The 23,523-nt window shown below is 34.3% G+C and carries 13 protein-coding genes; 5 read left to right on the top strand and 8 right to left on the bottom strand.

Annotated elements, in window-relative coordinates:
* From DMZ43_RS02580 to DMZ43_RS02605, 6 genes are all read right to left on the bottom strand, one after another.
* Entirely contained in the window at positions 1–3,492 is a 3,492-nt protein-coding gene (locus DMZ43_RS02580) for a TIM-barrel domain-containing protein (RefSeq protein WP_238155759.1), read from the bottom strand.
* The gene (locus DMZ43_RS02585; RefSeq protein WP_131506086.1) at positions 3,489–5,438 is read right to left on the bottom strand and encodes a glycoside hydrolase family 13 protein; all 1,950 of its coding nucleotides are present in this window, start codon (positions 5,436–5,438) and stop codon (positions 3,489–3,491) included. Before DMZ43_RS02585 ends, DMZ43_RS02580 begins: the two co-directional genes overlap by 4 nt.
* Before the next feature lie 30 nt (positions 5,439–5,468).
* Complete coding sequence (locus DMZ43_RS02590) at positions 5,469–7,775, bottom strand: glycoside hydrolase family 65 protein (RefSeq protein ID WP_131506087.1); 2,307 nt, start codon at positions 7,773–7,775, stop codon at positions 5,469–5,471.
* Positions 7,776–7,814: 39 nt separating this feature from the next.
* Complete coding sequence (gene pgmB, locus DMZ43_RS02595) at positions 7,815–8,471, bottom strand: beta-phosphoglucomutase (protein WP_131506088.1); 657 nt, start codon at positions 8,469–8,471, stop codon at positions 7,815–7,817.
* A 1-nt stretch (position 8,472) separates the two neighbouring features.
* Complete coding sequence (locus DMZ43_RS02600) at positions 8,473–9,852, bottom strand: MFS transporter (protein ID WP_131506089.1); 1,380 nt, start codon at positions 9,850–9,852, stop codon at positions 8,473–8,475.
* 133 nt (positions 9,853–9,985) lie between these two features.
* Complete coding sequence (locus tag DMZ43_RS02605) at positions 9,986–11,026, bottom strand: LacI family DNA-binding transcriptional regulator (RefSeq protein WP_131506090.1); 1,041 nt, start codon at positions 11,024–11,026, stop codon at positions 9,986–9,988.
* A 306-nt stretch (positions 11,027–11,332) separates the two neighbouring features.
* On the opposite strand from DMZ43_RS02605, the gene DMZ43_RS02610 reads away from it, so the two are divergent.
* The 5 genes from DMZ43_RS02610 to DMZ43_RS02630 all read left to right on the top strand — a co-directional run bounded on the left by DMZ43_RS02610 (position 11,333) and on the right by DMZ43_RS02630 (position 21,252).
* Entirely contained in the window at positions 11,333–14,263 is a 2,931-nt protein-coding gene (locus DMZ43_RS02610; protein ID WP_131506091.1) for a TonB-dependent receptor, read from the top strand.
* Positions 14,264–14,275: 12 nt separating this feature from the next.
* Positions 14,276–16,177, top strand: a complete 1,902-nt coding sequence (locus tag DMZ43_RS02615; RefSeq protein WP_131506092.1) for a RagB/SusD family nutrient uptake outer membrane protein — start codon at positions 14,276–14,278, stop codon at positions 16,175–16,177.
* Positions 16,178–16,193: 16 nt separating this feature from the next.
* Positions 16,194–17,396, top strand: coding sequence for a SusE domain-containing protein (locus DMZ43_RS02620; RefSeq protein WP_131506093.1), 1,203 nt, complete (start codon positions 16,194–16,196; stop codon positions 17,394–17,396).
* A gap of 82 nt (positions 17,397–17,478) precedes the next feature.
* Positions 17,479–20,319, top strand: a complete 2,841-nt coding sequence (locus DMZ43_RS02625; protein ID WP_131506094.1) for an alpha-amylase family glycosyl hydrolase — start codon at positions 17,479–17,481, stop codon at positions 20,317–20,319.
* 12 nt (positions 20,320–20,331) lie between these two features.
* On the top strand, positions 20,332–21,252 hold the full coding sequence (locus tag DMZ43_RS02630) for a T9SS type A sorting domain-containing protein (protein ID WP_131506095.1): 921 nt from the start codon (positions 20,332–20,334) through the stop codon (positions 21,250–21,252).
* 70 nt (positions 21,253–21,322) lie between these two features.
* On the opposite strand, the gene DMZ43_RS02635 is transcribed toward DMZ43_RS02630, so the two are convergent.
* Positions 21,323–22,366, bottom strand: coding sequence for a UDP-glucose--hexose-1-phosphate uridylyltransferase (locus tag DMZ43_RS02635; protein WP_131506096.1), 1,044 nt, complete (start codon positions 22,364–22,366; stop codon positions 21,323–21,325).
* A gap of 5 nt (positions 22,367–22,371) precedes the next feature.
* On the bottom strand, positions 22,372–23,523 hold the full coding sequence (galK, locus tag DMZ43_RS02640) for a galactokinase (protein ID WP_131506097.1): 1,152 nt from the start codon (positions 23,521–23,523) through the stop codon (positions 22,372–22,374).

The raw sequence follows: 23,523 nt of genomic DNA on the forward strand, positions 1-23,523 counted from the left end.
TTATTTGTTAAGCTTTATTTTAATTTCTTTTTTGGCTGAAGTATCCCAAGTCACATCAAGTCTTAAGGTTTTATTATTGATATTGTAATCAACTTCAACTTTTTGACTTCCTATTTTTATTGTTTTTGGTGTTTTAGAAATGTTATGAACAACAAGCTCGATTTCTTTTATTTCACTTGAAAAATGCTTGCCTATTTCTGCATTAAACTCAAATTCTAAATAGCGTTGATTGCTTTCAGATTTGAATTCGAGAATTTCGTAGTTTCCATTTTCAAAAGCATTAATAGTTGAACCATTGTCATTATACATTTGATAATCACTATTTCCTACTTCTTTATCAAAATAATAATGAAGTTCTAATACCGAACCATTGTAGGTTTTTGTTGATTGCATTGGTTTTGCCATAGGAATAAAACTTCCACCTCTCACAAATGTTGGTATGCTATTCTCTTTTATTTCGTAATTAATTGGATGACCTCCTTTGTATAATTCATCGGAATAAAAATCAAACCAATTAGATGTTTTTGGAAAATAAACCGATGCCGTTTTTTGTCCAGCCTCAAGAATTGGCGCAACTAGAATATTGTCTCCCCATAAATACGTTTTTGAATAATTATAAAGCTCTGAATTAGCGGCTTCTTCAAAAAACAATGGTCGCATTAATGGTGCTCCTGTTTGGTTGTTTTCAAACATAAGGTTGTAGTTATAAGGCAACAACCTGTAGCGTAATTCTATAGCTTGTTTTGCCAAGGCTTTGGCTTTCTCACTTCTAAAAACCGGTTCACTTGGCACATCCTCTTGCGCATGAGGTCTATAAATTGGTTGAAAAACGCCATACTGAAGCCAACGCACATACAATTCGTCATCAAGATTTGCTCCTGCAAAACCACCAAGATCACTATGCATATAGGCTAAACCTTGCATTCCCATTTGCAATGCAATTTCTGGCTGACTTTGTAATCCGCCCCAAGTTCTGTTGACGTCTCCAGACCAAGGTACTAAACCGTAACGTTGCGAACCTGAATAACCAGCACGCATTAAAATAAATGGTCGTTGATTTGGTAAAGCTTCATGAAAAGCATCTTGAACCAATTTTGCCCAATCGTGACCAAAAGTATTATGAACTTCATCAGCTGTTCCTGTTGCATGAATTACACTAGAAGGATGTACTTCAGGCTCTCCTAAATCTCCCCAAACTCCTGTAACTCCAAGATTCAACAAGTCTTTATTTATGCCTTTAAACCAATTGTAACCAGACTTACTATACACATCTACCAAGCCTGTGTTTCCGAAGAAAAAATCATAGGTTGCTGGATTGCCCAAGCTATCTTTTGCTAAAGCGTTGTTGGTAACTGCTTCGTTCCAACGGTTAGATGTTGTTAATATAAAAGGTTCTGTAATGAGAATTGTTTCTACATTTTTGCCCTGTAATTCCTTTATCATTTGTTTTGGATTTGGGAACGAATCTCTATGAAATTCTAAATTACCCATGGTTCCTCTAACCTCTTCTCCAAACCAATATAAATCCAGAATCACTGCGTCAACAGGAATATGTTCTTCTCTAAAAGCATCAATGGTTTTTAATGTTTCTTTTTGAGAATGATAACCAAATCTGCTTGAAAAATTTCCTAAAGCCCAACGAGGCAACATAGGTTGTTTTCCTGTTAAATCAGTGTAATTATCTATGACATCATACCAAGAATCTCCAACAATGACCTGATACGTTTTACGACCAGAAATGGTTTCGTAAGTCAGCGTATTGTCGCCTTTGCTATCTAAATCTAAATATCCTATTGGAGCATTGTCAAAATGTACCATATACTGTTTTGACGACATCACAATTGGCAAGGTAAAATTCATTAACTCACTTGTAGTTTCATAGCCATAATGCGCTTTATTATAAAGCTGCAAACGATGACCACGACGATTCATTCCTAAAGCTCTAGCTCCAGCTCCATACAACACTTCATCAGGTGTTAAACTAAATTGAATGGTCTCAAAAGCATCATTTTTTTGGTAGCCATTTTTTTCTGAAATGACTTCTTTTCCGTCTTTCCAATATGAAATATTGAAAGGCGATTTGGTTATAAGAACCGATAAATCTTTAGATTTTAACGTCACTTCTGAATTGGTTTCAGAAAATTGAATATCAGAAAACCCTTTGTTTAAAACCACTGCGTGAGATGGTTTTGCACTTGCAGTTTCACCTTTTGGCAGAAAGGTGGTTTCTGCAATTTTAGATGTAAAGAATTGAATGTTATATGAACCATCAGATACTTTTACGTTTAGCTCATTATTATTAAAAGAAGCATTAACAAACTCACGCGTTTTTATAGCATCTTGAAACAACCACGTAATAGCTTCTTCAAAATTTTCTCGCCATAATGTTTCGTTGTGTTTTCCGTCAGGAACAACTTTTGACCTTATGTTTTCAGTAGAAAAACCATTGTTTTTTAAAACAGAAATCATTTGATTCATGTCTTTAACAGTCTGACTTATCTCATCAAAACCTGCTTTTTCACCTTCTTTTCCACCTGCAAGGAAATACATTTTTGTATCGTTTAGATTTGCATGCGATTTTGTGTAATTTTCAATTTCTGGTGCAAACCAAAATGCTGGTGAATACACACCTATTTTTCCGAATACGTTAGGATATTTTAAGGCTGCATAATGCGAAATTAAACCTCCCATTGAACTCCCAAAAATGGCTGTGTGCTTTTTATCTTTTAAGGTGTTGTAATTAGCATCAATGTATGGTTTTAGTGTATTGACGATAAACTCTAAATAGGCATCGCCTTCGCCTCCGCCATATTTTTCATTTTTGAAAGGTGAATACTCATCCAGACGCTTATTAGCGCCATTATCAATACCAACAACTATAAGCTTTAAATTTTTATTTCGGAATAGTTTATCTAGTGTTTCATCAACACTCCATTCATTTGAATATGAAGATGTTTTTTTATCAAATAAATTTTGTCCGTCGTGCATATACACAACAGGATACGATTGATTTGAGGTCTTATAATCTGCTGGCAAATACAACCAAACACGTCGTTTGCGGTTGAGTTGTGGTATGTTGAACGTATCTGATAGAACTGTAACCTGCTTTGTTACTGTTGAGGCATTTTCAACATCAAATAAATTGTCCCAACCTACTATCTTTAGTTTTAAAGTATCTGGTTTACTACCAAATGTGTAGCTACGATTTTCAATAGCAAAACCTTTATTATCACACTCAACAGAACTCCAAGTACCTTGCGTAAACTTGAAATTAATAGCGCCTTCGCTTTGAGGTAATGTGATGGTATAACGACCATCTTGTAACTCTAATTGATAGGCTTTTTGTCCTCCAGACCAACCTTCAAAATCACCTGAAATAAAAATCGAAGCATTTTCTGGTGTTTCCTTTGGCACTTGCTCTACAACAATAGTAACTTGAGCAAACGTTGTTTGGAATAAAAGAAGACATAAGATGTAGGTTAGTTGTTTCATTTAAGTTTTGTTGTTAATACTATGGCTCCTTTTTCTTTTAAAACAATGCTATCTTTCCAAATTACAGTTTCTCCTGTAAATACATTTTTTAATGTTTTTCCTGTTAAACCTAATTCTTCAAATCGGTTTGTGTTCAAATTAAAAGCGTCTTCATTTTTATTCAGAATATGAACAACTGTTTCGTCATCATTAAATCTTGCTAGAACATAGGTGTTATCTTCTGGTGCAAAGTGCATGGTTTTTCCGCTATGAATGGCTTTAGAGTTTTTTCTAAAATTCATCAATTTAGACACATAACTTTGCATATCTTTTTTAGTTTCTTCCAGATTGTCACCTGTAAATGCATTTACAGCATCACCTTCCCAACCACCAGGAAAATCAGTACGAATTAATCCGTGATCACCTGGTTTATCAAAATCATTCATTAAGATTTCTGTACCATAATACATTTGAAACGTACGCGGTAATACTGCCAAATAGCTCAACGCCATTTTCGTATTGGTAATATCACCTTGTAATTGCGTAAAAATACGACTCATATCGTGGTTGTCTGGAAACACTAAAATGTCTTCAGGTCTTGTATAATGAAAATCATTAGCCAATGCTGTGTATATTTCTTTAAGACCAGTTCCCCAAGTTTCTTCGTTTTTTAATCCAGAAACTATTTTTTCTTGCATAGCAAAATCCATTGTTGAGCGTAAGTTAGAGTCATAACCATCTGCATTTTGATGACCATCTTGCCAATATCCAATTAACAACGGATTGCTTGACCATTCTTCACCTACAATATTAAAATTTGGATATTCTGCCATTATAGCTCCAGCCCAATCGCTCATAAAATCTTTGTCAGGATATGGATAAGTATCTTGACGAATACCACCAAGACCTAGTGTTTCTATCCACCAAATACTATTTTGAATAAGATACTTTGCCATAAACGGATTACGTTGATTAAGATCTGGCATTGCTTGCACAAACCAACCATCGCTCATTTCTTGTTTATCAATTTTTGAAGCATAGCTATCTTGGTTTACCGTTCTTCTGTGTGATGAACGTTTTACAATCTCATTGTTCCAATTGGCTTTATTTGCTTCGTAATGCGCTTGGTAATTTACCCAATCACTAAATGGCAAGTCTTTCATCCACCAATGTTCCAAACCGCAATGGTTTGCGACTTGGTCCATAATTAGCTTCATATTATTTTTTCGTAATTCGTCAGCTAATTTTCTGTAGTCTTCGGTTGTACCAAATCTTGGATCTACTTGGTAATAATCAGTAATGGCATAACCATGATACGATGCATGATGCATATCGTTAGTTAGCACAGGACAAGGCCAAACAGCAGTAAAACCTAAATCTTTAATATAGTTAACATGTTCAGTAATTCCTTGAAGATCGCCACCATGACGTGCATAATCATTGGTTCTATCTATGTGCTTTTCGTTTAAATTATCAAACGTATCATTGTTTGGATTCGCGTTTGCAAAACGATCTGGTGTGATTAGATAAATAGCGTCTGAACTATTAAACCCTACAAAATCTTCAGCTGATTTTTCTCTAGCTTTAAGCTCATAAGTTGTTACGAGTTCTTCGTTGTCATCATTTTTAAATATGATATTGAAAGTTCCTGCTTTGGTACTGTTTGAAATGATGACATCTATAAACAGGTAGTTATTGCTTTTTTCTGCTTTACTTACATGTGCAATAGTTACTCCAGGATATTCAATACTAGGTTGGTAACTCCCAATATTTTGGTGATGTACTAATAACTGCAAGCTATCATTTTTAAAACCAGTCCACCAATTAGGTGGTTCTACGCGATCAATATCGTTTTTATCAATCAACGCTTTAGGTTGACTGCTGGCTATTGATGTAGAAGTTTGCTCTTTACAAGACACACTTAAAACCAATAGAAGCATTAAAAATATAGGTGTGTACGTTTTCATGTTAAATAGTTTTAAGTGTGCTTTTACTCATTAAACAGTAACCAAGCTATTAGCTTCAATCGTTACTTTTTTATCGTTTACCAAGATGTCTAAACTTTCGCCACCTTCTAGTTCGAAGTTGGTTTTACCTTGGTTAACATTCACTTTTATGATTTGATTTCTAAAGTTGATTTTAAACGAATAACCATCCCATTCTTTTGGAATTTTAGGTGAAAAAGACAAGGTATTATCTTTTACACGCATTCCGCCAAAACCTTCAACAATACTCATCCAAGTTCCTGCCATAGATGTAATATGTAGGCCTTCGTGAACTTCTTTATTATAATCATCTAAATCTAATCGCGATGTTCTTAAATAAAACGTATAAGCTTGTTCCATACGATCTATTTTTGCCGCTTGAATACTATGAACACAAGGTGACAATGAACTTTCGTGAACAGTATATGGCTCGTAAAAATCGAAATGACGCTCTAACTCTTCAGTAGAAAAATGATCTTCGAAGAAATAGAAACCTTGTAATGTATCGGCTTGTTTTATGTAAGGCGAACGCAAAATGCGATCCCAAGACCAATATTGGTTTATAGGTCGTTGACTAGCATCTAGCTCATCAACTTTTATTAATTCTTTATCTAAAAACCCGTCTTGCTGTAAGTACACATTATGCTCTTCAGAATATGGGAAATACATCGCATCTGCAACCGATTTCCATTGTGCTATTTCAGCTTTAGACAGCTTAACTTTATTCATTATTCTAGTAAAGTCTGTATCGTATTCTGCTTCAACTTTACTAATATTTTCAATAGCATAATCTATACACCATTTAGCTATATAGTTAGTATACCAGTTGTTGTTTACGTTATTTTCGTACTCATTTGGTCCTGTAACACCTAAAATAACATACTTGTTTTTTGCTGTTGAAAACGTAGCGCGTTGGTGCCAAAAACGTGCAATACCAATAAGTACTTCCAAGCCTTTTTCAGGTATATAACTGTAATCGTTTGTAAACCTGTGGTAGTTATAAATAGCAAAAGCAATAGCACCATTACGATGAATTTCTTCAAAAGTAATTTCCCATTCGTTATGACATTCTTCTCCATTCATAGTTACCATTGGATACAATGCTGCGCCATTAGTAAAGCCTAATTTTTCAGCATTCTCAATAGCTTTTTGCAGATGATTATATCTGTACTCCAATAAGCTTCTTGCTACTTTTTGGTCTTTTGTAGCCATGTAAAACGGAATGCAATATGCTTCGGTATCCCAATAGGTACTTCCACCATATTTTTCGCCTGTAAATCCTTTTGGACCAATATTTAATCTAGAATCTTTTCCTAAATACGTCTGATTTAAATGAAAGATATTAAAACGAATACCTTGTTGCGCTTTTACATCACCACTAATGGTAATATCTGCCATATCCCAAATGTTTGCCCAAGCTTGTTTTTGTTGCTCTAGCAAAGTATCAAAACCAAGTTGTGTAGCTGTTGACAACACTGATTTTGCTGCAGTTACCAATGCGTTTTTGTCATGGTTTCTATCTACAGTGTAACCTCCAAATTTATGAATGGCATATGTTTCACCTTGCTTGACGTTTTGCTTATAGCTGTAAGATACTAATGTTGCATCTGCACTAACGTTTGGCTCGATTAATACCGACTTACCATTGATAAAAACCTTTGATTCCATGAACGTGCATGTGTAAAAATCGGTTTTCATGGTTTTAGCCTGAATAAACGCTTGGTTATTATCGTGACTTACTTGAGTAGTGTCCCAAAACTTATCGTCCCAGTTGGTATCTTCGTTTGTAATTCCTGAATCTATATAAGGTTGAAATACAATTTCAGCATCACTATTTAATGGTGTTACTTGATAATTGATTACTCCCATTTCGTCTTGGTTAAGACTTAAAAAACGTTTTGCGTTAACCTCTACTTCTATACCATTTTGAAGTGTTGCCTTAAAAGTTCTAGACAACCAACCTTCTTTCATATTAAGTTCTCGTCTAAAATCTTGAACCGTTTTGCACTTGTTTAGGTCTAACTGTTCGCCATTTATTGCTACATTAATACCAATCCAGTTTGGCGCATTAAGTACTTTTGCAAAATATTCTGGGTAGCCGTTTTTCCACCAACCAACACGTGTTTTATCAGGATAATATACACCTGCTATGTAGCTTCCTTGAAAGGTTTTTCCTGAATATTGTTCTTCAAAATTAGCGCGTTGTCCCATGGCTCCGTTGCCAATACTAAACAAACTTTCTGATGATTCTACGCGCTCTGCATGAAACCCTTCTTCTATGATTGACCAATTATCTGGTTTAATATAATCTTGGTTCATAATTTTAATATATTGTCTTGTTATCGCTACAACGACAACTTATTTCTTTATTAATTCTTCTATAAATTCTATACTTATTTCAGTGAAATCTTTAAACACATAATCTGCTTCAGATAACACTGTTTTGTCACCTATACCAATTGAAATCATATTGGCATTATTTGCTGCTTGAACACCTGCTACAGAATCTTCAAACACAATGCAATTTTCAGGTTTTTGGTTAAGTGCTTTTGCACCTATAAGGAATACTTCTGGATCTGGTTTTGCCTTACTTACATCGTTACCATCTACAATGGCCTGAAAGTTTGAAATAAGATTTACTTTTTGAAGTATTTTTCTAGCGTTTTTACTTGCCGACCCTAAAGCTACGCCTTGATTATTTTCTTTAAGATGATTTAAAATTTTTGGCACATCTGGAAGAATTTCGCTTTCTCCCATTTTATCTATGTAGCTTAAATAATCATCATTCTTTTTTGCCATTAATGCCATAAACTCATCTTCTGAAATTGTTTTATTTCCCCAAGACAAGATTTTTTCTAAAGATTTTACACGACTTACACCTTTTAGTTGTTCGTTTTGTGTTTCAGTAAAATCAACATCAATACTATTGGCTAATTTTTTCCATGCTAAAAAATGGTATTTTGCAGTATCTACAATAACACCATCTAGGTCAAATATGAATCCTTTTGTATTCATTTTAATTTATTTCGTTTTCTGGTTGATATGAAATTGCGTCTTTATTCACAATAAACAGGTTGCAAAGTGCTGCTAGAATTAAACTAATACCAGCAACAGTCATAGCATTAATAGCATCTTCACCTAAAAGACTAGACACATAATTAATACCACCAAGTGCTGCTATAATTTGAGGTATTACAATAAACATATTGAAGATACCCATAATAACTCCCATCTTTTTAGGATCTACTGAACTCGATAACATTGCATACGGCATTGAAAGGATACTTCCCCATGCAATTCCTATTAAAATAAAACAGTACTTTAAGGTTTCTGGTGTTGCATAGTACATAGACATAAACCCAACGCCTCCTAGTATAAGAGAACCCATGTGAACAAATTTTCTGTTTATACGTTTTTTAGATGTATACAATGCTAGTAATAATGCAAATGCCATAGATGACAGCCCATAAACACCCATTGCAGAACCTACCAAGTTAGATGATTTCTGAAATGCTGTATTTGCCGTATCAAAAGCTTCGGCTTGTGATGCATTAGTTAAATCAAATGCTGCTTCTATTGGTGCAGGTGTTTGAAACACATGCTCTGTAAGCGCAGGATTTGCCATACTCCACATAGTAAAAAACGCAAACCAACTAAAGAACTGTATAAGTCCTAGTTTTTTCATTGTTAGTGGCATTTTGCCTATATTTTCTAAAATATCAGGAATAAAGCGGTTTTTCTTTTTTCGTTCACGCTCAAATTCCTCCATATCTTCAGGAGGATATTCGGATGTGGTAAATACGGTATATAGTATGCTTATTAAAAACACAACAGCACCAATACCAAAGGCTACTTTTACTGACATTGGCACAACACCTTTTGGCGCTGCATCGCTAACACCTAGCTGCGATACCATCCAAGGCAAATTACTTGCTATCCAAGTACCAATACCAATAATAAGTGTTTGCACAACAAATCCATATGAACGTTGCGAATTGGGTAGCTTATCTGCTACTAAAGCCCTGAAAGGCTCCATTGAAATATTGATAGAAGCATCAAGAATCCATAAAAACCCTGCAGCCATCCACAAAACTGAAGAATGTGGTACTAAAAACAGCGCAAGCGAGCTTAAAATAGCTCCGATTAAAAAATATGGACGACGTCTTCCCCAGCGTGGGTGCCAAGTTTTATCGCTTAAATAACCAATGATGGGTTGCACTAGTAATCCTGTTAAAGGAGCTGCAATCCATAACAATGGAATAGCATCTTTATCAGCACCAAGTGTTTGAAATATTCGAGACATGAAGCCTCCTTGTAACGCAAAACCAAATTGAATTCCTAGGAAACCGAAACTCATATTCCAGATTTCCCAAAAACTTAAGGAACGCTTTTTCATTAATAGTATAATTTAGATTAATACTATTTTGATAAGCATATACTCATCAAAACTTATGGTGAGAAGTGAAAATATAAGTTTTGATTTCTGGCGGTAAAGATATAAAAGTTTTTAAATACGCAATGTTAAATTTCTATTTGGTAGATTCTCTTTCAATTAATTCGGTCTCAATTACAACTGTTTGGTAGTTTTCTTCATCGTCTTCATTTTCTAATTTGTCTATCAATAATTCAGCTGCTTGTTCGCCCATAGTTTGCGCATGTTGACTTACCGTTGTTAAACTTGGAGTTGCGTGTTTTGATAAAACTCCGTCAGTAAATCCTATAAACTGTATATCCTCAGGTATTTTTTTCTTTAGCTTTCTGGCTATTTTCATTGCTGTTAAAGCATAAAGTTCATTTACAGCAAAAACACCATCTATCTTTTTATTCTCTTTAAAAAGTTGTTCTATTTCGGCTTCTAGATCTTCTAAATGATCTTCTGAGTCTAATTCTTCTACAATTTTTAAAATCAAGTCTGATTGTGGCTCAATACCATGGTCCTCTAAAGCTTCTAAATAACCTTGAGTTCTAAGTTTACCTACACTCACATAGTCTTTAGTAGTAATGATTGCTATGTTTTTACAACCATTTTCAATAAGTTTATTAACTGCTTTTTTAGAGCCTTTTAAATCGTCTACAATAACTTTATCACAATTAACCTCGTTTACAACCCTATCAAACATCACAATTGGCATTCCTTGATTTATGGTTTCGTAAAAATGATGATAATCTTGTTGTGCTAATGTATCTTTGGAAATAGAGAGTACAAATCCATCTATACTACCATTGGCAAGCATTTCCATATTGATAACTTCTTTATTAAAAGACTCATTAGAAAGCCCAATAATAACATTATAACCTCTTCTATTGGCTACTAACTCGATACCTCTTATCACTTTAGCAAAGAAATAATGTACTATCTCTGGAATTATAATTCCAATAGTTTTAGTTTTTCGGTTTTTTAAGCTTAAAGCAATATTGTTTGGACGATAATTATAGAGTTTCGCAAAAGCCTGAACTTTTTGCTTAGTATCATCACTAATTTCTGCACTATTTCTTAACGCTTTTGAAACCGTAGAAATTGACACATCTAACTCTCTTGCAATCTGTTTTAGGGTAATCTTTCTTTTCATATTTTTTTGTACCTTATAAAGGTAAAAATTGCTAAATAATTTTCAATAAACATCTTATTGTTAAAATAAGACTCATCTCAATTTTTTTGAAGATGACAATAAAGGTATTACTTTATTACATATTTAATAATTTTAAGCTGTTTTTTATTGTTTTCTCTCATTTTTAAAAAAGTTTTTAACACGAAAACGTTTTCGCAAGGTAATTAAAAGTACAACTCCAAGAAGATACACAAAATTTACATAGATTTAACATCGAGAAGTGAAAATATACATAGAAAATTAACAAACTAACATTAAAAGTATTGTATGAAAACAACGTTAAATTGCTTACTGTTTTTGTTCTTTATTATACCATCATTTTTGATGGCTCAAAATAGAGTTTCGGGTACAGTAACAGAACAATCCTCATCATTACCTTTACCAGGAGTAAATGTACTAGTAAAAGGTACAACTCAAGGTACAGCAACAGATTTTGATGGGAAATACCAAATTAACATTAATAATGGTGACATCTTAGTGTTTTCTTATCTTGGTTACATTACCCAAGAAATCACTTATACAGGACAATCAACAATTGATGTAAGCCTAGTTGAAGATGCTTCTCAATTAGACGAAGTAGTAGTAATTGGTTATGGAAGTGTAAAGAAAGAAGATCTTACAGGTGCTGCTGATTTAGTGACTTCTGAAGACTTTAACCAAGGGCCTATTGTTTCAGCTCAACAATTAATTTCAGGTAAAGTTGCTGGTGTATCAGTTACTTCTGGTAGTGGAGCACCTGGTGATGGTCAAGAAATTAGAATTAGAGGTAATGGTTCTTTATCATTAAATAACAACCCTTTAATTGTATTAGATGGAATTCCTCTAGACAGTGGTGGTGTAGGCGGTTCAAGAAACCCTCTTAACCTAGTAAACCCTAATGATATTGAAAGCATGGTAGTACTTAAAGATGCTTCGGCAACCGCAATTTACGGTTCAAGAGCTGCTAATGGTATTATTATGATAACAACTAAAAAAGGAAAGAACAACGAATTTAAATTTAATGTTACTTCATCTACAACAGTACACACATCTGTTGATAGAGTTGATGTCTTATCGGCTGACCAATTTAGAGAAGTTGTAACAACTCATCCTAATGCTAATGCAAACACGTTGGCTTTATTAGGCAATGCTAACACAGATTGGCAAGAAGAAATTTATGCTACTGGTTTTGGTCAAGACCATACTTTTAGTGCTTTGGGTAGCGCTTTTGGTGTTCCTATGAGAGCTTCGTTAGGATATTCTGATCATGATGGAATTCTTAAACGTGATAATTTTAAAAGAACAACTGCCTCGTTAAATTTAACTCCAACTTTTTTAGAAGATCATATAAAATTAGAATTAAATGCAAGAGGTAATTATACCGAAAACTTATTTGGTAACAGAGGAGCAATAGGTTCAGCTAGTACTTATGCGCCAACTCAACCTGTTTACGACCCTAACTCTCAATTTGGAGGTTACTTTTCTTGGATTGATTCTGCTACAGGGTTTCAACCAAGTTTAGCAGGAACAAACCCAGTTGCTCTTTTAAATTTAGTTGATGACGAAGCTGAAGTAAGACGATTTGTAGGAAATGCTAAAGTTGATTACAAATTACATTTTTTACCAGACCTTACTGCTACTGTAAACGTTGGTATCGACAAATCTAATAGTCATGGTCGTATCATAACTTCTGAGCTTATCCCTACCGCTGATCAAACATGGAACGGTTCAAGAAGCACATATAATAATGAATCAACTAATAAGTTATTTGATGCTTATTTAACGTATAATAAAACTTTAAATGACGTTCACAACTTAAATGCTGTAGCAGGTTACTCTTATCAATCGTTTGAATATGATAATTACAGCTATAATAGTGAAGACGAAGAAGATGGTAACGATTTTGAATTCTACGACAGTTCTAAAAATGTATTACTTTCTTATTTTGGGCGTTTAAACTATGATTTTGATGGTAAGTACCTTGTAACTGCAACCTTAAGAGCTGATGCTTCTTCTAAATTAAATCCTGATGATCGTTGGGGATATTTCCCTTCTGTAGCATTAGCTTGGAATATTCATAAAGAGGATTTCATAAACTCTAATGGTTTTTTAAATGAACTTAAACTTAGAGCAGGTTATGGTGAAGTTGGAAACGTAAACGGTTTAGGTGACTATGGCTTTTTAACTAGATATACTGTAAGTCAATCATCTGCAAACTATCAATTTGGAAACTCATTTTACCAAACTTACAGACCTGACCCAATCAATGAAGACCTTAGATGGGAAATTGGTAATACTTTAAATATTGGTTTAGACTATGCGTTATTAGACAATAGAATTTCAGGTTCTGTTAATGCATATCTTAAAAAGACTAAAGATTTAATTGCATTTGTTTCTATTGATCCATTTACAAACTTTGGAAGCAGCATTAACAAGAATATAGGTGATATGGAAAATAAAGGTATTGAATTCGCTTTAAACCTTACACCTATTAAAACTGACGATTTTGAATGGAACATTAACTACAATGTTGCCTTTAATGATAACGAGATTATTAGCTTACCTTCAGATATTGAAACTGGTGGAATTAGTGGTGGTGTTGGTAATAACGTACAACTTCACAGAGAAGGTGAATCTCCTTATAGTTTTTACGTATTCCAACAAGTATATGACACTGATGGAAACCCTATAGAAGGCGCTTTTGTAGATAGAAATGGTGATAATGTTATTAATGATGCTGATAAGTATTTATACAAAGATCCTTATGCAGATATCATTATGGGTCTTAACACTAACATAAGCTATAAAAATTGGGATTTAGCTGTAGTAACAAGAGCTAATATAGGTAACTATGCTTATAACAATGTAGCTTCTGGTAACTCATACCTTAATGGTGTTATCCCAACAACTAATAACTTCTTATGGAATATCCACTCAGATTATTTAAGTACTGGTTTTGAGAATCAATCAGATGAAAAAAACTTTTTAAGTAGCCACTGGATACAAGAAGCATCATTCTTTAAAATAGATAATATTACTTTAGGATATACCATAAACAATGCTATTAAAGATGCTAACATAAGACTTTATGGCTCTATGCAAAATGTTGCAACCATAACAGATTATGACGGTATAGATCCAGAAATAAATGGCGGTATAGATAACGGATTTTACCCTAGACCTCAATCATTTACATTTGGAGTTAATATAGATTTTTAAAAAAATTGACTTATGAAAAATATAATTAAACAACTAATTTGTATAGTAGCTATATCATCTGCCATGGTATCATGCCATGATGATTTAGACCAATTACCTACTGATCCAGATATCTTTTCTGAATTAGATGTATTCGCAAATGCTACTGAAGCTCAAAGTGCTCTAGCAAAACTTTATGCAAGTTTAGCACTTACTGGACAAGATGGTCCTGCTGGAAACCCTGATATCTCTGAAATTGATGAAGGTTTCTCTCAATATTCTAGAATGTTATTTAACCTAAATGAATTAACTACCGATCATGCTGTTGTAGGTTGGGGAGATCCAGGTTTACCTGATTTACATGGACAATACTGGTCTGCAAGTAACGATTTCACAGGTGCTATGTATTTACGTTTAGCACAAGAAGTGTCGTTTTGTAACTCATTTATTCAAAACGCAAGTAACTTAAGTGATGACGTAGTGCAAACCTATATTGCTGAAGCTAGATTTCTACGAGCTTTTGCTTATTATAACCTAGCCGATTTTTATGGTAATGTACCTGTTTTAACCGAAATTTCTACAACACTTCCTACTCAAAATACAAGAGAAGAAGTATTCAACTTTATTGAAGAAGAACTTCTTGCAATACAAGATCTTTTACCAGAATCTAACGAATATGGAAGAGTGGATAAAGTAGCTGCTTGGGCATTACTATCTAAGCTATACTTAAATGCTGAAGTTTGGACAGGAGTTCCTCGTTATAATGACTGTGTTACATTTTCAAACAACGTTATAAACTCTAGTTACACAATTAACATGAATGATGCCAATGGTAACGGAACAGCTTATGACGAATTATTCTTAGCTGACAATGATACTAATGGAGCTCAAAACGAATTCATTTTCACACTTAACTTTGACGGTCTACAATCGCAAACCTACGGAGGAACTACTTTCTTAGTTCATGCAGCAATTGGTGGTTCAATGGATCCTACAGCTTACGGTGTTAATGGTGGTTGGGGAGGCCTTCGAGTTACTAAAAACTTAGTTAATAAATTTGAGACTGGAGAGATTGATATCGACAACTTAAACGGCTCTTTAGGAGGAACATTATCTGATTGGGGACTTGTAGGTGATGCAACTGAAAATAGTTGGGATGGTCCAGACATGGAAATGTTTGAAACTGCAACTAATCAATATGCCCTTTATGCTAACTTAACTTCAGGTGAATTAAAATTCAGATTTAATGAAGATTGGGGTAATAACTATGGAGACACTGATACTGATGGCACTTTAGAGCCAGGTGGAGCAAACATACCTATAGCTGCTGATGGAACTTATCTTATAACAATGGATTTAGATGGTTTAACTTATTCTATTACCGAAATAGTTCCTTCTGGAGACATGAGAGGAATGTTCTATACTGATGGACAAGAGCTCGAAATTGAGAGCATCCCTCCTTTTAGCAATGGTTACGCAACTACTAAGTTTAAAAACATTGACTCAAGTGGAAGCCAAGGAAATGATAGTAGTGGTGAATTTGTTGATACAGATATACCTGTAATACGTCTGGCAGAAATCTACTTAAATTATGCTGAAGCAGTAATACGAAGAGATGGAGCAGCAGATCAGCAATCAGTTAATTTAATAAATGAATTAAGAGAACGTGCTTATGGTAACTCATCTGGAAATATTTCCATTGGTGATTTAGATGAAGATTTCATCCTTGATGAGCGCTCAAGAGAATTATACTGGGAAGGTCAAAGACGTACAGACTTGATTAGATACGACTATTTTACAACATCTGACTATTTATGGCCTTGGAAAGGGAATCAACCAAACGGAGTTTCTACAAGTTCATTTAGAAATGTATTCCCAATCCCAAGTAATACCATATTAACAAACCCTAACTTACAGCAAAACGAAGGTTACTAATTAAAAAATCTAAACAATGAAAAATATAAAAATTTTAGCATTATTGATTATAAGTATAATTGGCTTTAATGCTTGTGAAAGCGATGATAGCCTTACTTATATTGCACAACCAACAGGAGAGTTTACATTTTCTAACTCATTCTTGTCTGAATACACATTAACAACAGCTACATCTAGTAATCTAGGTGAAAGATTTACTTGGGATGATGCAAATTTTGACATTCCAACTAATGTTACTTACGAAATGCAAAAATCAATCACTGGAGATTTTACTGATATGGAAGTATTAGGTTCTACCAGTGCAAATGAATACACGTTAACTATTGGTGACTTATTAGGTTTTGCAAGTGAAGCAGGTTTAGATAATGACCCAAGCACTGAGAACCCTGACACAGGAACAGTTTCTTTTAGAGTTCGTGCTTTTATAGGAGCTGACTCTTCTGAAGAATTACTTACACCTTCTCAAGCATTAACACTTGTTTTACCTGAAGCAGCCAGTGGAGAACCTGTTTGCGAATTCGACCAACTTTGGGGTGTTGGAGCTGGACTACCAAGCGCTGGTTGGGGATGGACAACTCCTGAAAGCTTTAACTGTATTGGAGATGGTGTTTATGGTGCAAATGTAAACCTTCAAAACCTTGGTGGTGCTGAACCAAATAACAACTTTAGATTCTTTACTGTAGAAGGAGATTGGGCTTCTGGTAGAAACTATCCTTGGTTTATTGATGAAGGCTATACCATAGATGCTAACTTTGAAGATGCAATGGATGGTGATAACAACTTTGCTTTTGTTGGTACAACTGGCACTTACTATTTAGAAATTGATTCAGCTAACAAAACTATAACATTAGACGATCCACAACCATTAGGTGTATGTGAATTTGAAAGACTTTATGGTGTTGGAGCAGGATTACCAACTGCAGGTTGGGGATGGGCAACTCCTGTTAATGTACTTTGCTCAGGAGATGGTGTATATTCGGTTTCTGTAGAATTGCAAAACCTTGGTGGTGCTGAACCAAACAACAACTTTAGATTTTTTACTGTTGATGGCGATTGGGCTTCAGGCAGAAACTATCCTTGGTATGTAGATGCTGGTTACACTATCGATGCTAATTTAGTAGATGCAATGGATGGTGACAATAACTTTGCTTTTGTTGGTACATCTGGAACTTACACCTTAACCATCGATGATAACAATATGACCATTACTTTAGAATAAAAGTCATACCAAATTAATTAAAGATTTAGATAAAAGGTTGTGGCATTTACCATGACCTTTTATTTCTTAAAATTAATAAACCATGAAAAAAACTTTACTTTTCCTTTTCTTACTTGCTTTTACAAGTTTACATGCGCAACTTTCATGGCAAGGAGGAACTAACCCAGAAGAAAATGACTCTGCAACACTTTTGTTTGATAAAACAGGAACAGGATTAGAGTCTTATTCTGGAACTATTTATGCTCATACTGGTGTAACTTTAGATGATACTGATCAATGGCAGAATGTTATTGGTACTTGGGGAAGCAACAGTACACAACCAGCTTTAACTCTTGTTTCAGGAAATATCTACGAACTAGACCTAACACCAACAATAAGAGATTTTTACAATAACCCTACAGGTTCTATCACCTCAATTAATGTTGTTTTTAGAAGCGACGACGGATCTCAACAAACCGTTGATCTTGAAATTAATGTAGGTGCTTTTCAAGTAACCATGATTAATCCTGCGCCTAGTGCTAACGGTGTTGTTATAGTTGACAATGGTGGCGGCACACAAATTTTAGCTCAAAACAGTAATGGTCCTGCTAACTACGAATTATTTGCTAATGGTGTTAGCATACATACTCAAAACAATACAACATTTTACAACGGTTATTTTTTTTCTGGATTAACCGAAAATCAATATTGTGAATTGGTAGTTACTCAAGGTGCTGCAACTACTTCTCGTTCTTTTTTAATTCTAGTAAATAGCACTATCGAAGAAAGTATACCTTCAAACCTTGAAGACGGAATAAATTATAATGATAGTGACCCTACAACAGCTACATTAGTTATCGATGCACCTAATAAAGATTTTGTGTATGTCGCAGGAAGTTTTAATAATTGGGAGCCAACCTCTGCTCATGCAATGAAAAAAGACCCAAGCTCTAGTAAATTTTGGGTAGAATTAACTGGTTTAACTTCTGGCCAAATAGAAACTTATCAATACTGGGTTGGTAGCTTAAACCCTATTGCTGGTTCACCTAAATTAGTTAAAACAGCAGACCCTTATTCAACACTAGTACTGTCTCCTTTTGATGATCCATGGATTTCTGCTACTACATACCCTAACTTGCCTGCCTACCCTGAAGGTCAAGAGCGCGAAGTAACTGTTTTAGAAACTGGTCAAACACCTTATGCGTGGCAAGTAACTAACTTTCAAAAACCTAAAAAAGAAGATTTAATCATCTATGAGGTATTAGTACGCGATTTTGACCAAGACAGAAATTTTCAAGACTTAATTGACAAGGTCGATTATTTTAAAGACCTTAACGTTAACGCAATTCAATTAATGCCTGTAATGGAATTTGAAGGTAATGAAAGTTGGGGATACAATACTTCATTCCACATGGCTTTAGATAAATTTTATGGCACTGAAGAAAAGTTCAAGGAATTAGTAGATGTTTTCCATCAAAACGGAATTGCAGTAATTCTTGATATTGCTTTAAACCATGCATTTGGAAGAAACCCAATGGTACGTATGTGGATGGACGATCCTGATGGTGATGGTTGGGGAGAACCAAGTAGCGAAAACCCATATTTTAATCAAGTTGCAAAACATAGTTACAGCGTAGGTTCTGATTTTAATCATCAGCAAACAAGAACTCAATATTATGTTGAAAGGGTTGTAAAACATTGGATAGAAGAATTTAACATTGATGGTTTTCGCTGGGATTTAACAAAAGGATTTACACAAAACTGTGAAAATAACGAAGGTTGTACAAACACTTACCAACAAGATCGTGTAGATATTTTAAAGCAATATGCTGATTATTCTTGGAGTTTAGATGATACTCATTATGTAATTTTTGAACACTTAGGTCAAGATAACGAAGAACAAGAATGGGCTAATTACAGATTGAATGAAGATAAAGGTATTATGATGTGGGGAATTATGAACCATGATTACAACGAACTTACAATGGGCTATCCTGCAGATATTAACAGAATGGGTCACGTTGCAAGAGGTTTTAATGCTCCTAGAGTAGTTGGTTATGCTGAAAGTCATGATGAAGAACGCTTAATGTATAAAAACCTTCAATTTGGTAATAGTAGTGGAGGATATGATATTACAAATCTTAACACTGCACTTGAAAGAATGTCTGCTCTTGGAGCTGTTACACTTACTATTCCTGGTCCAAAAATGATTTGGCATTTTGGTGAATTAGGCATGGAAAACTCAATTTTCACCTGCAACAATGGCACAGTTAACGAACCAGGAGGTACTGATGGTGATTGCAAACTAGATACCAAACCACAACCTCAATGGGTTAATAACTGGATTGGTGACACTAACAGAAGTCAAATTTATAACGATTGGGCTAGGTTAAATGAATTAAAAATCAACGAAGATGTATTTGAAGGCAATTATTCAATAGATTCTGGAGATACGACACCTCGAATCTATATTTGGGATGATGCGCTTCCATCAACTAGTTTGAAAAACGTAGTTATATTAGCAAATTTTGATGTAACTGCTCAAAACATTGTTCCTGATTTTCCTTACACTGGGACTTGGTATGATTTAATGGATGATTCAGGCAGCACAACAATTACTGTTTCAAGTACTACTGCTACTATCAACATTCCTGCTGGAGAATTTAGAATTTATGGAAACCAAGCTTCAACTTTAAGCGTTGAAGATTTCTCATCACTATCAACTCTTAAAATGTTCCCAAATCCTACTTCAAACTCTTTCAAAACTAATAAAACACTTGATAAAGTTTTGATTTACAACACCACTGGTAAACTGATCTACACTTTTGATGGAGGATTCGAAAAAAATCACGAGTTTAATGTTTCTAATCTGTCTCAAGGATTGTATATGGTTAAATTAGAAAGTAATTCTAACACTACAACTAGAAAACTAATTATTAACTAACATCTATAACTCATGAAGAAACTTTATACTTTAGCTTTAAGCTTTTTATCATTTGGTTTGTTTGCTCAAACTACAGTTCAGTATCCTCAACAGGCAGAAAACTATAACGCGTTTTTTTCTGATAGTGGCGGACATTTTAACCAAAACTCTGATGAGTTTGGTATGTGGGCTAATGGTGGCGGAGCAAAACAATCAGTAGCTTGGAGATCATTTACTGAAACTGGTCTACCTGGAGGAACACCTTCTACAATGGCTGTTGGTGATAGCTTTACAATTACTGTTTCTGCTACCCAAGCGTCTTATGGACAAATTGGAGTTGCTCTACTATCGAATCCTTCAACATCATCTTGGGACGATAGAGTGAGTAACTATGCTGTTCAGGTAAACTTAAATGGAAACAGTGGAGCAAATGATCCATGGGAAGTTGTTTCAAATGGCGGTACAATAAACGCTTCTTCAATTGGAGGTTCTACAAATTATGCTGATTTTAAATTTCAGTTTACTTTAAATTCTGTCAATACTATGACAGTATCAATAAACGATGGTGCTGAAGTTTTTAATATCACATTAAATAATACTGATATTACTGGTTATTCTGTTTATTTTGCTGATGACTGGAATGGAGCCGCAAATGCCAATATTTACTGGAAACCTGTTACTGAGTACACTTATGCTTCAACCTTAAGTATAAATGATGTAAATGTTTTTCCTATTAAATTACACCCAAACCCAGTTAATGATTCTTTCAAAACTAATAAATCATTAAATGGACTTCATATCTATGATATTACTGGAAAACTAGTAAAATCATTTACTGGTGAGTTTACTAAAAATGACAGCTATGATATTTCGAGTTTAACTCAAGGTATGTATTTAGTAAAAATAGAAAACGAAAACAGTGAGTCCATTACATCAAAACTTGTAAAACTTTAATTGATATAATAGTAATTTGAATTAGCCTTAAAAGCTTTCCATTAAACTTGGAAAGCTTTTTATTTTTATGCTAAAAATGTTTTGCAGTATATAAATTATCTGCCAAATGTTTAAGTGTTTGAGCAGCGGTTTCTGGTGTAATGTCGCGTTGTGCCATACCAAACATTTCATAACCTACCATAAACTTTTTTACGGTTGCGCTTCGTAATAAAGGTGGATAAAAACTCATGTGCCAATGCCAATGCTCATTATTTTCATTGTTAGTTGGTGCTTGGTGTATTCCGCTTGAATATGGAAACGAGGTATTAAACAGTTTATCATAAATTTTGGTCAATACCGAAATAGCTTCAGCAAACAAAATAGTTTCTTCTCTAGGTAACTCAATAATATCTTTTTGAGGTTGCTTAGGCACTATCATTGCTTCATAAGGCCAAATAGCCCAAAAAGGCACCAAAACCACAAAGGCTCTATTTTCAAAAACTATTCGCTCTTTAAGTTTTAATTCTTGTTTTAAATAATCCTGTAGTAAAGTATTATTGTTTTGTTTATAGTAAGTTTTTTGATGAATATCTTTTTTTGAAACCTCATTTGGCAAAGTAGATTGACTCCAAATTTGACCATGCGGATGCGGATTGCTACAGCCCATTACCGCACCTTTATTTTCAAAAATTTGCACATAATTAATATTAGATTGCTTCCCTAAAGACGTAAACTCACTTTGCCAAGTATGAATTACTTTTTGAATATCCTTTACATTCATATCTGCTAAGGACTTGGAATGGTCAGGGCTAAAACAAATTACTTTACATATACCTTGTTCTGCTTCAGCTTTTATCAATCCGTCGTTGTGTGAGAATTGTTTAGAATCTTTTTGAAGTGCCGAAAAATCATTGACAAACACAAACACATCCTCATAGTCTGGATTTTTTTCTCCATTAGCTCTTGTATTTCCAGAACACAAATAACAATCAGGATCATGTGTTGGTCTTGTCTCTTGATTTGCATCCTCCTCCTGTCCTTGCCAAGGCCGTTTTGCTCGATGTGGAGACACCAAAACCCATTCACCTGTTAATGGATTAAAGCGTTTGTGTGAATATTCTTGTGTATTTTCCATAGCTATTAATTATTAGTAAAATGTGTGCCTTGAGATAGTTTGACAAAATAGATGGAGCATTCTTTCTTAAAAGTTTTTCTATATTTTTTAGAAATATCATCTGAAAACGACTTTACAGCTTCAGTTTTAACAAAATTGATAGTACAACCACCAAAGCCTCCACCCATCATTCTTGCTCCAATTACATGAGGATTATTTCGAGCTTCATCAACTAAAAAATCTAATTCTCTACAACTAATCTTAAATTGATGTTGTGCACCATAGTGCGCCTCAAAAAGCAGTTTTCCAAAACCCAAAACATTTTTTTCTTCAAGCATTTTTCCTGCTTTCAAAACGCGTTCATTTTCTTGAATGATGTATAAAGCTTTTTGATATTCATCTTCAGAAAGTTGATACTTAATGCTGTTAAGCATGGCTTCAGTAGCATCTCTTAAAAAATTTACACTTAGCAATTTTGCTACTTTTTCGCATACGTCTCTTCGATCATTGTATTCGGCATCTACTAAATTATGACTAACATTGGTATTGATAAGCATAACCTGATAATCCTTAAATTCTAATGGATATGTTTTTGCTTTTAGTGTTCTACAGTCAAGCAATAATGCTCTATCCTTTTCACCAAACATGCTCGCATATTGGTCCATAATACCACATCGTACACCAACATAATTATGCTCAGCTTTTTGGGAAATTTCAATCATTTCTTTTTTAGACAACCCAAGACTAAACAATTCATTCAACCCAAAAACCACACTGTTTTCTAAAGCTGCTGAAGATGACAAACCAGCTCCTTTTGGGATATCACCACCAAACACAAAATTGAAAGTTTCTAGTTCTACACCTCTCTTTTGTAATTCGCCTACAACACCTACAACAAAATTTCGCCATTGACCATTAGCAATTGGCTTGATTGTGTTTAATGAAAATTCGTACTCCTCGTCTAAATCATTAGCTATTACAGTGCAATATGGTTTTTCAGCTTTTTGTATTGCTCCAACAATACCTTTGTTTATTGCGGCAGGAAACACAAATCCTTCGTTATAATCGGTATGTTCACCAATTAAATTTATGCGTCCTGGAGAATGCAACACTAAAGGTTGAGTTTTAAATTTATCTTGAAATCTTTTTACGATTTCTGCTGTTAACTTTGGATTCAT

Origin of the sequence: Meridianimaribacter sp. CL38 (assembly GCF_004328055.1) — a bacterium.
In the GTDB taxonomy this organism is placed as follows: Bacteria; Bacteroidota; Bacteroidia; order Flavobacteriales; family Flavobacteriaceae; genus Gaetbulibacter_B; species Gaetbulibacter_B jejuensis.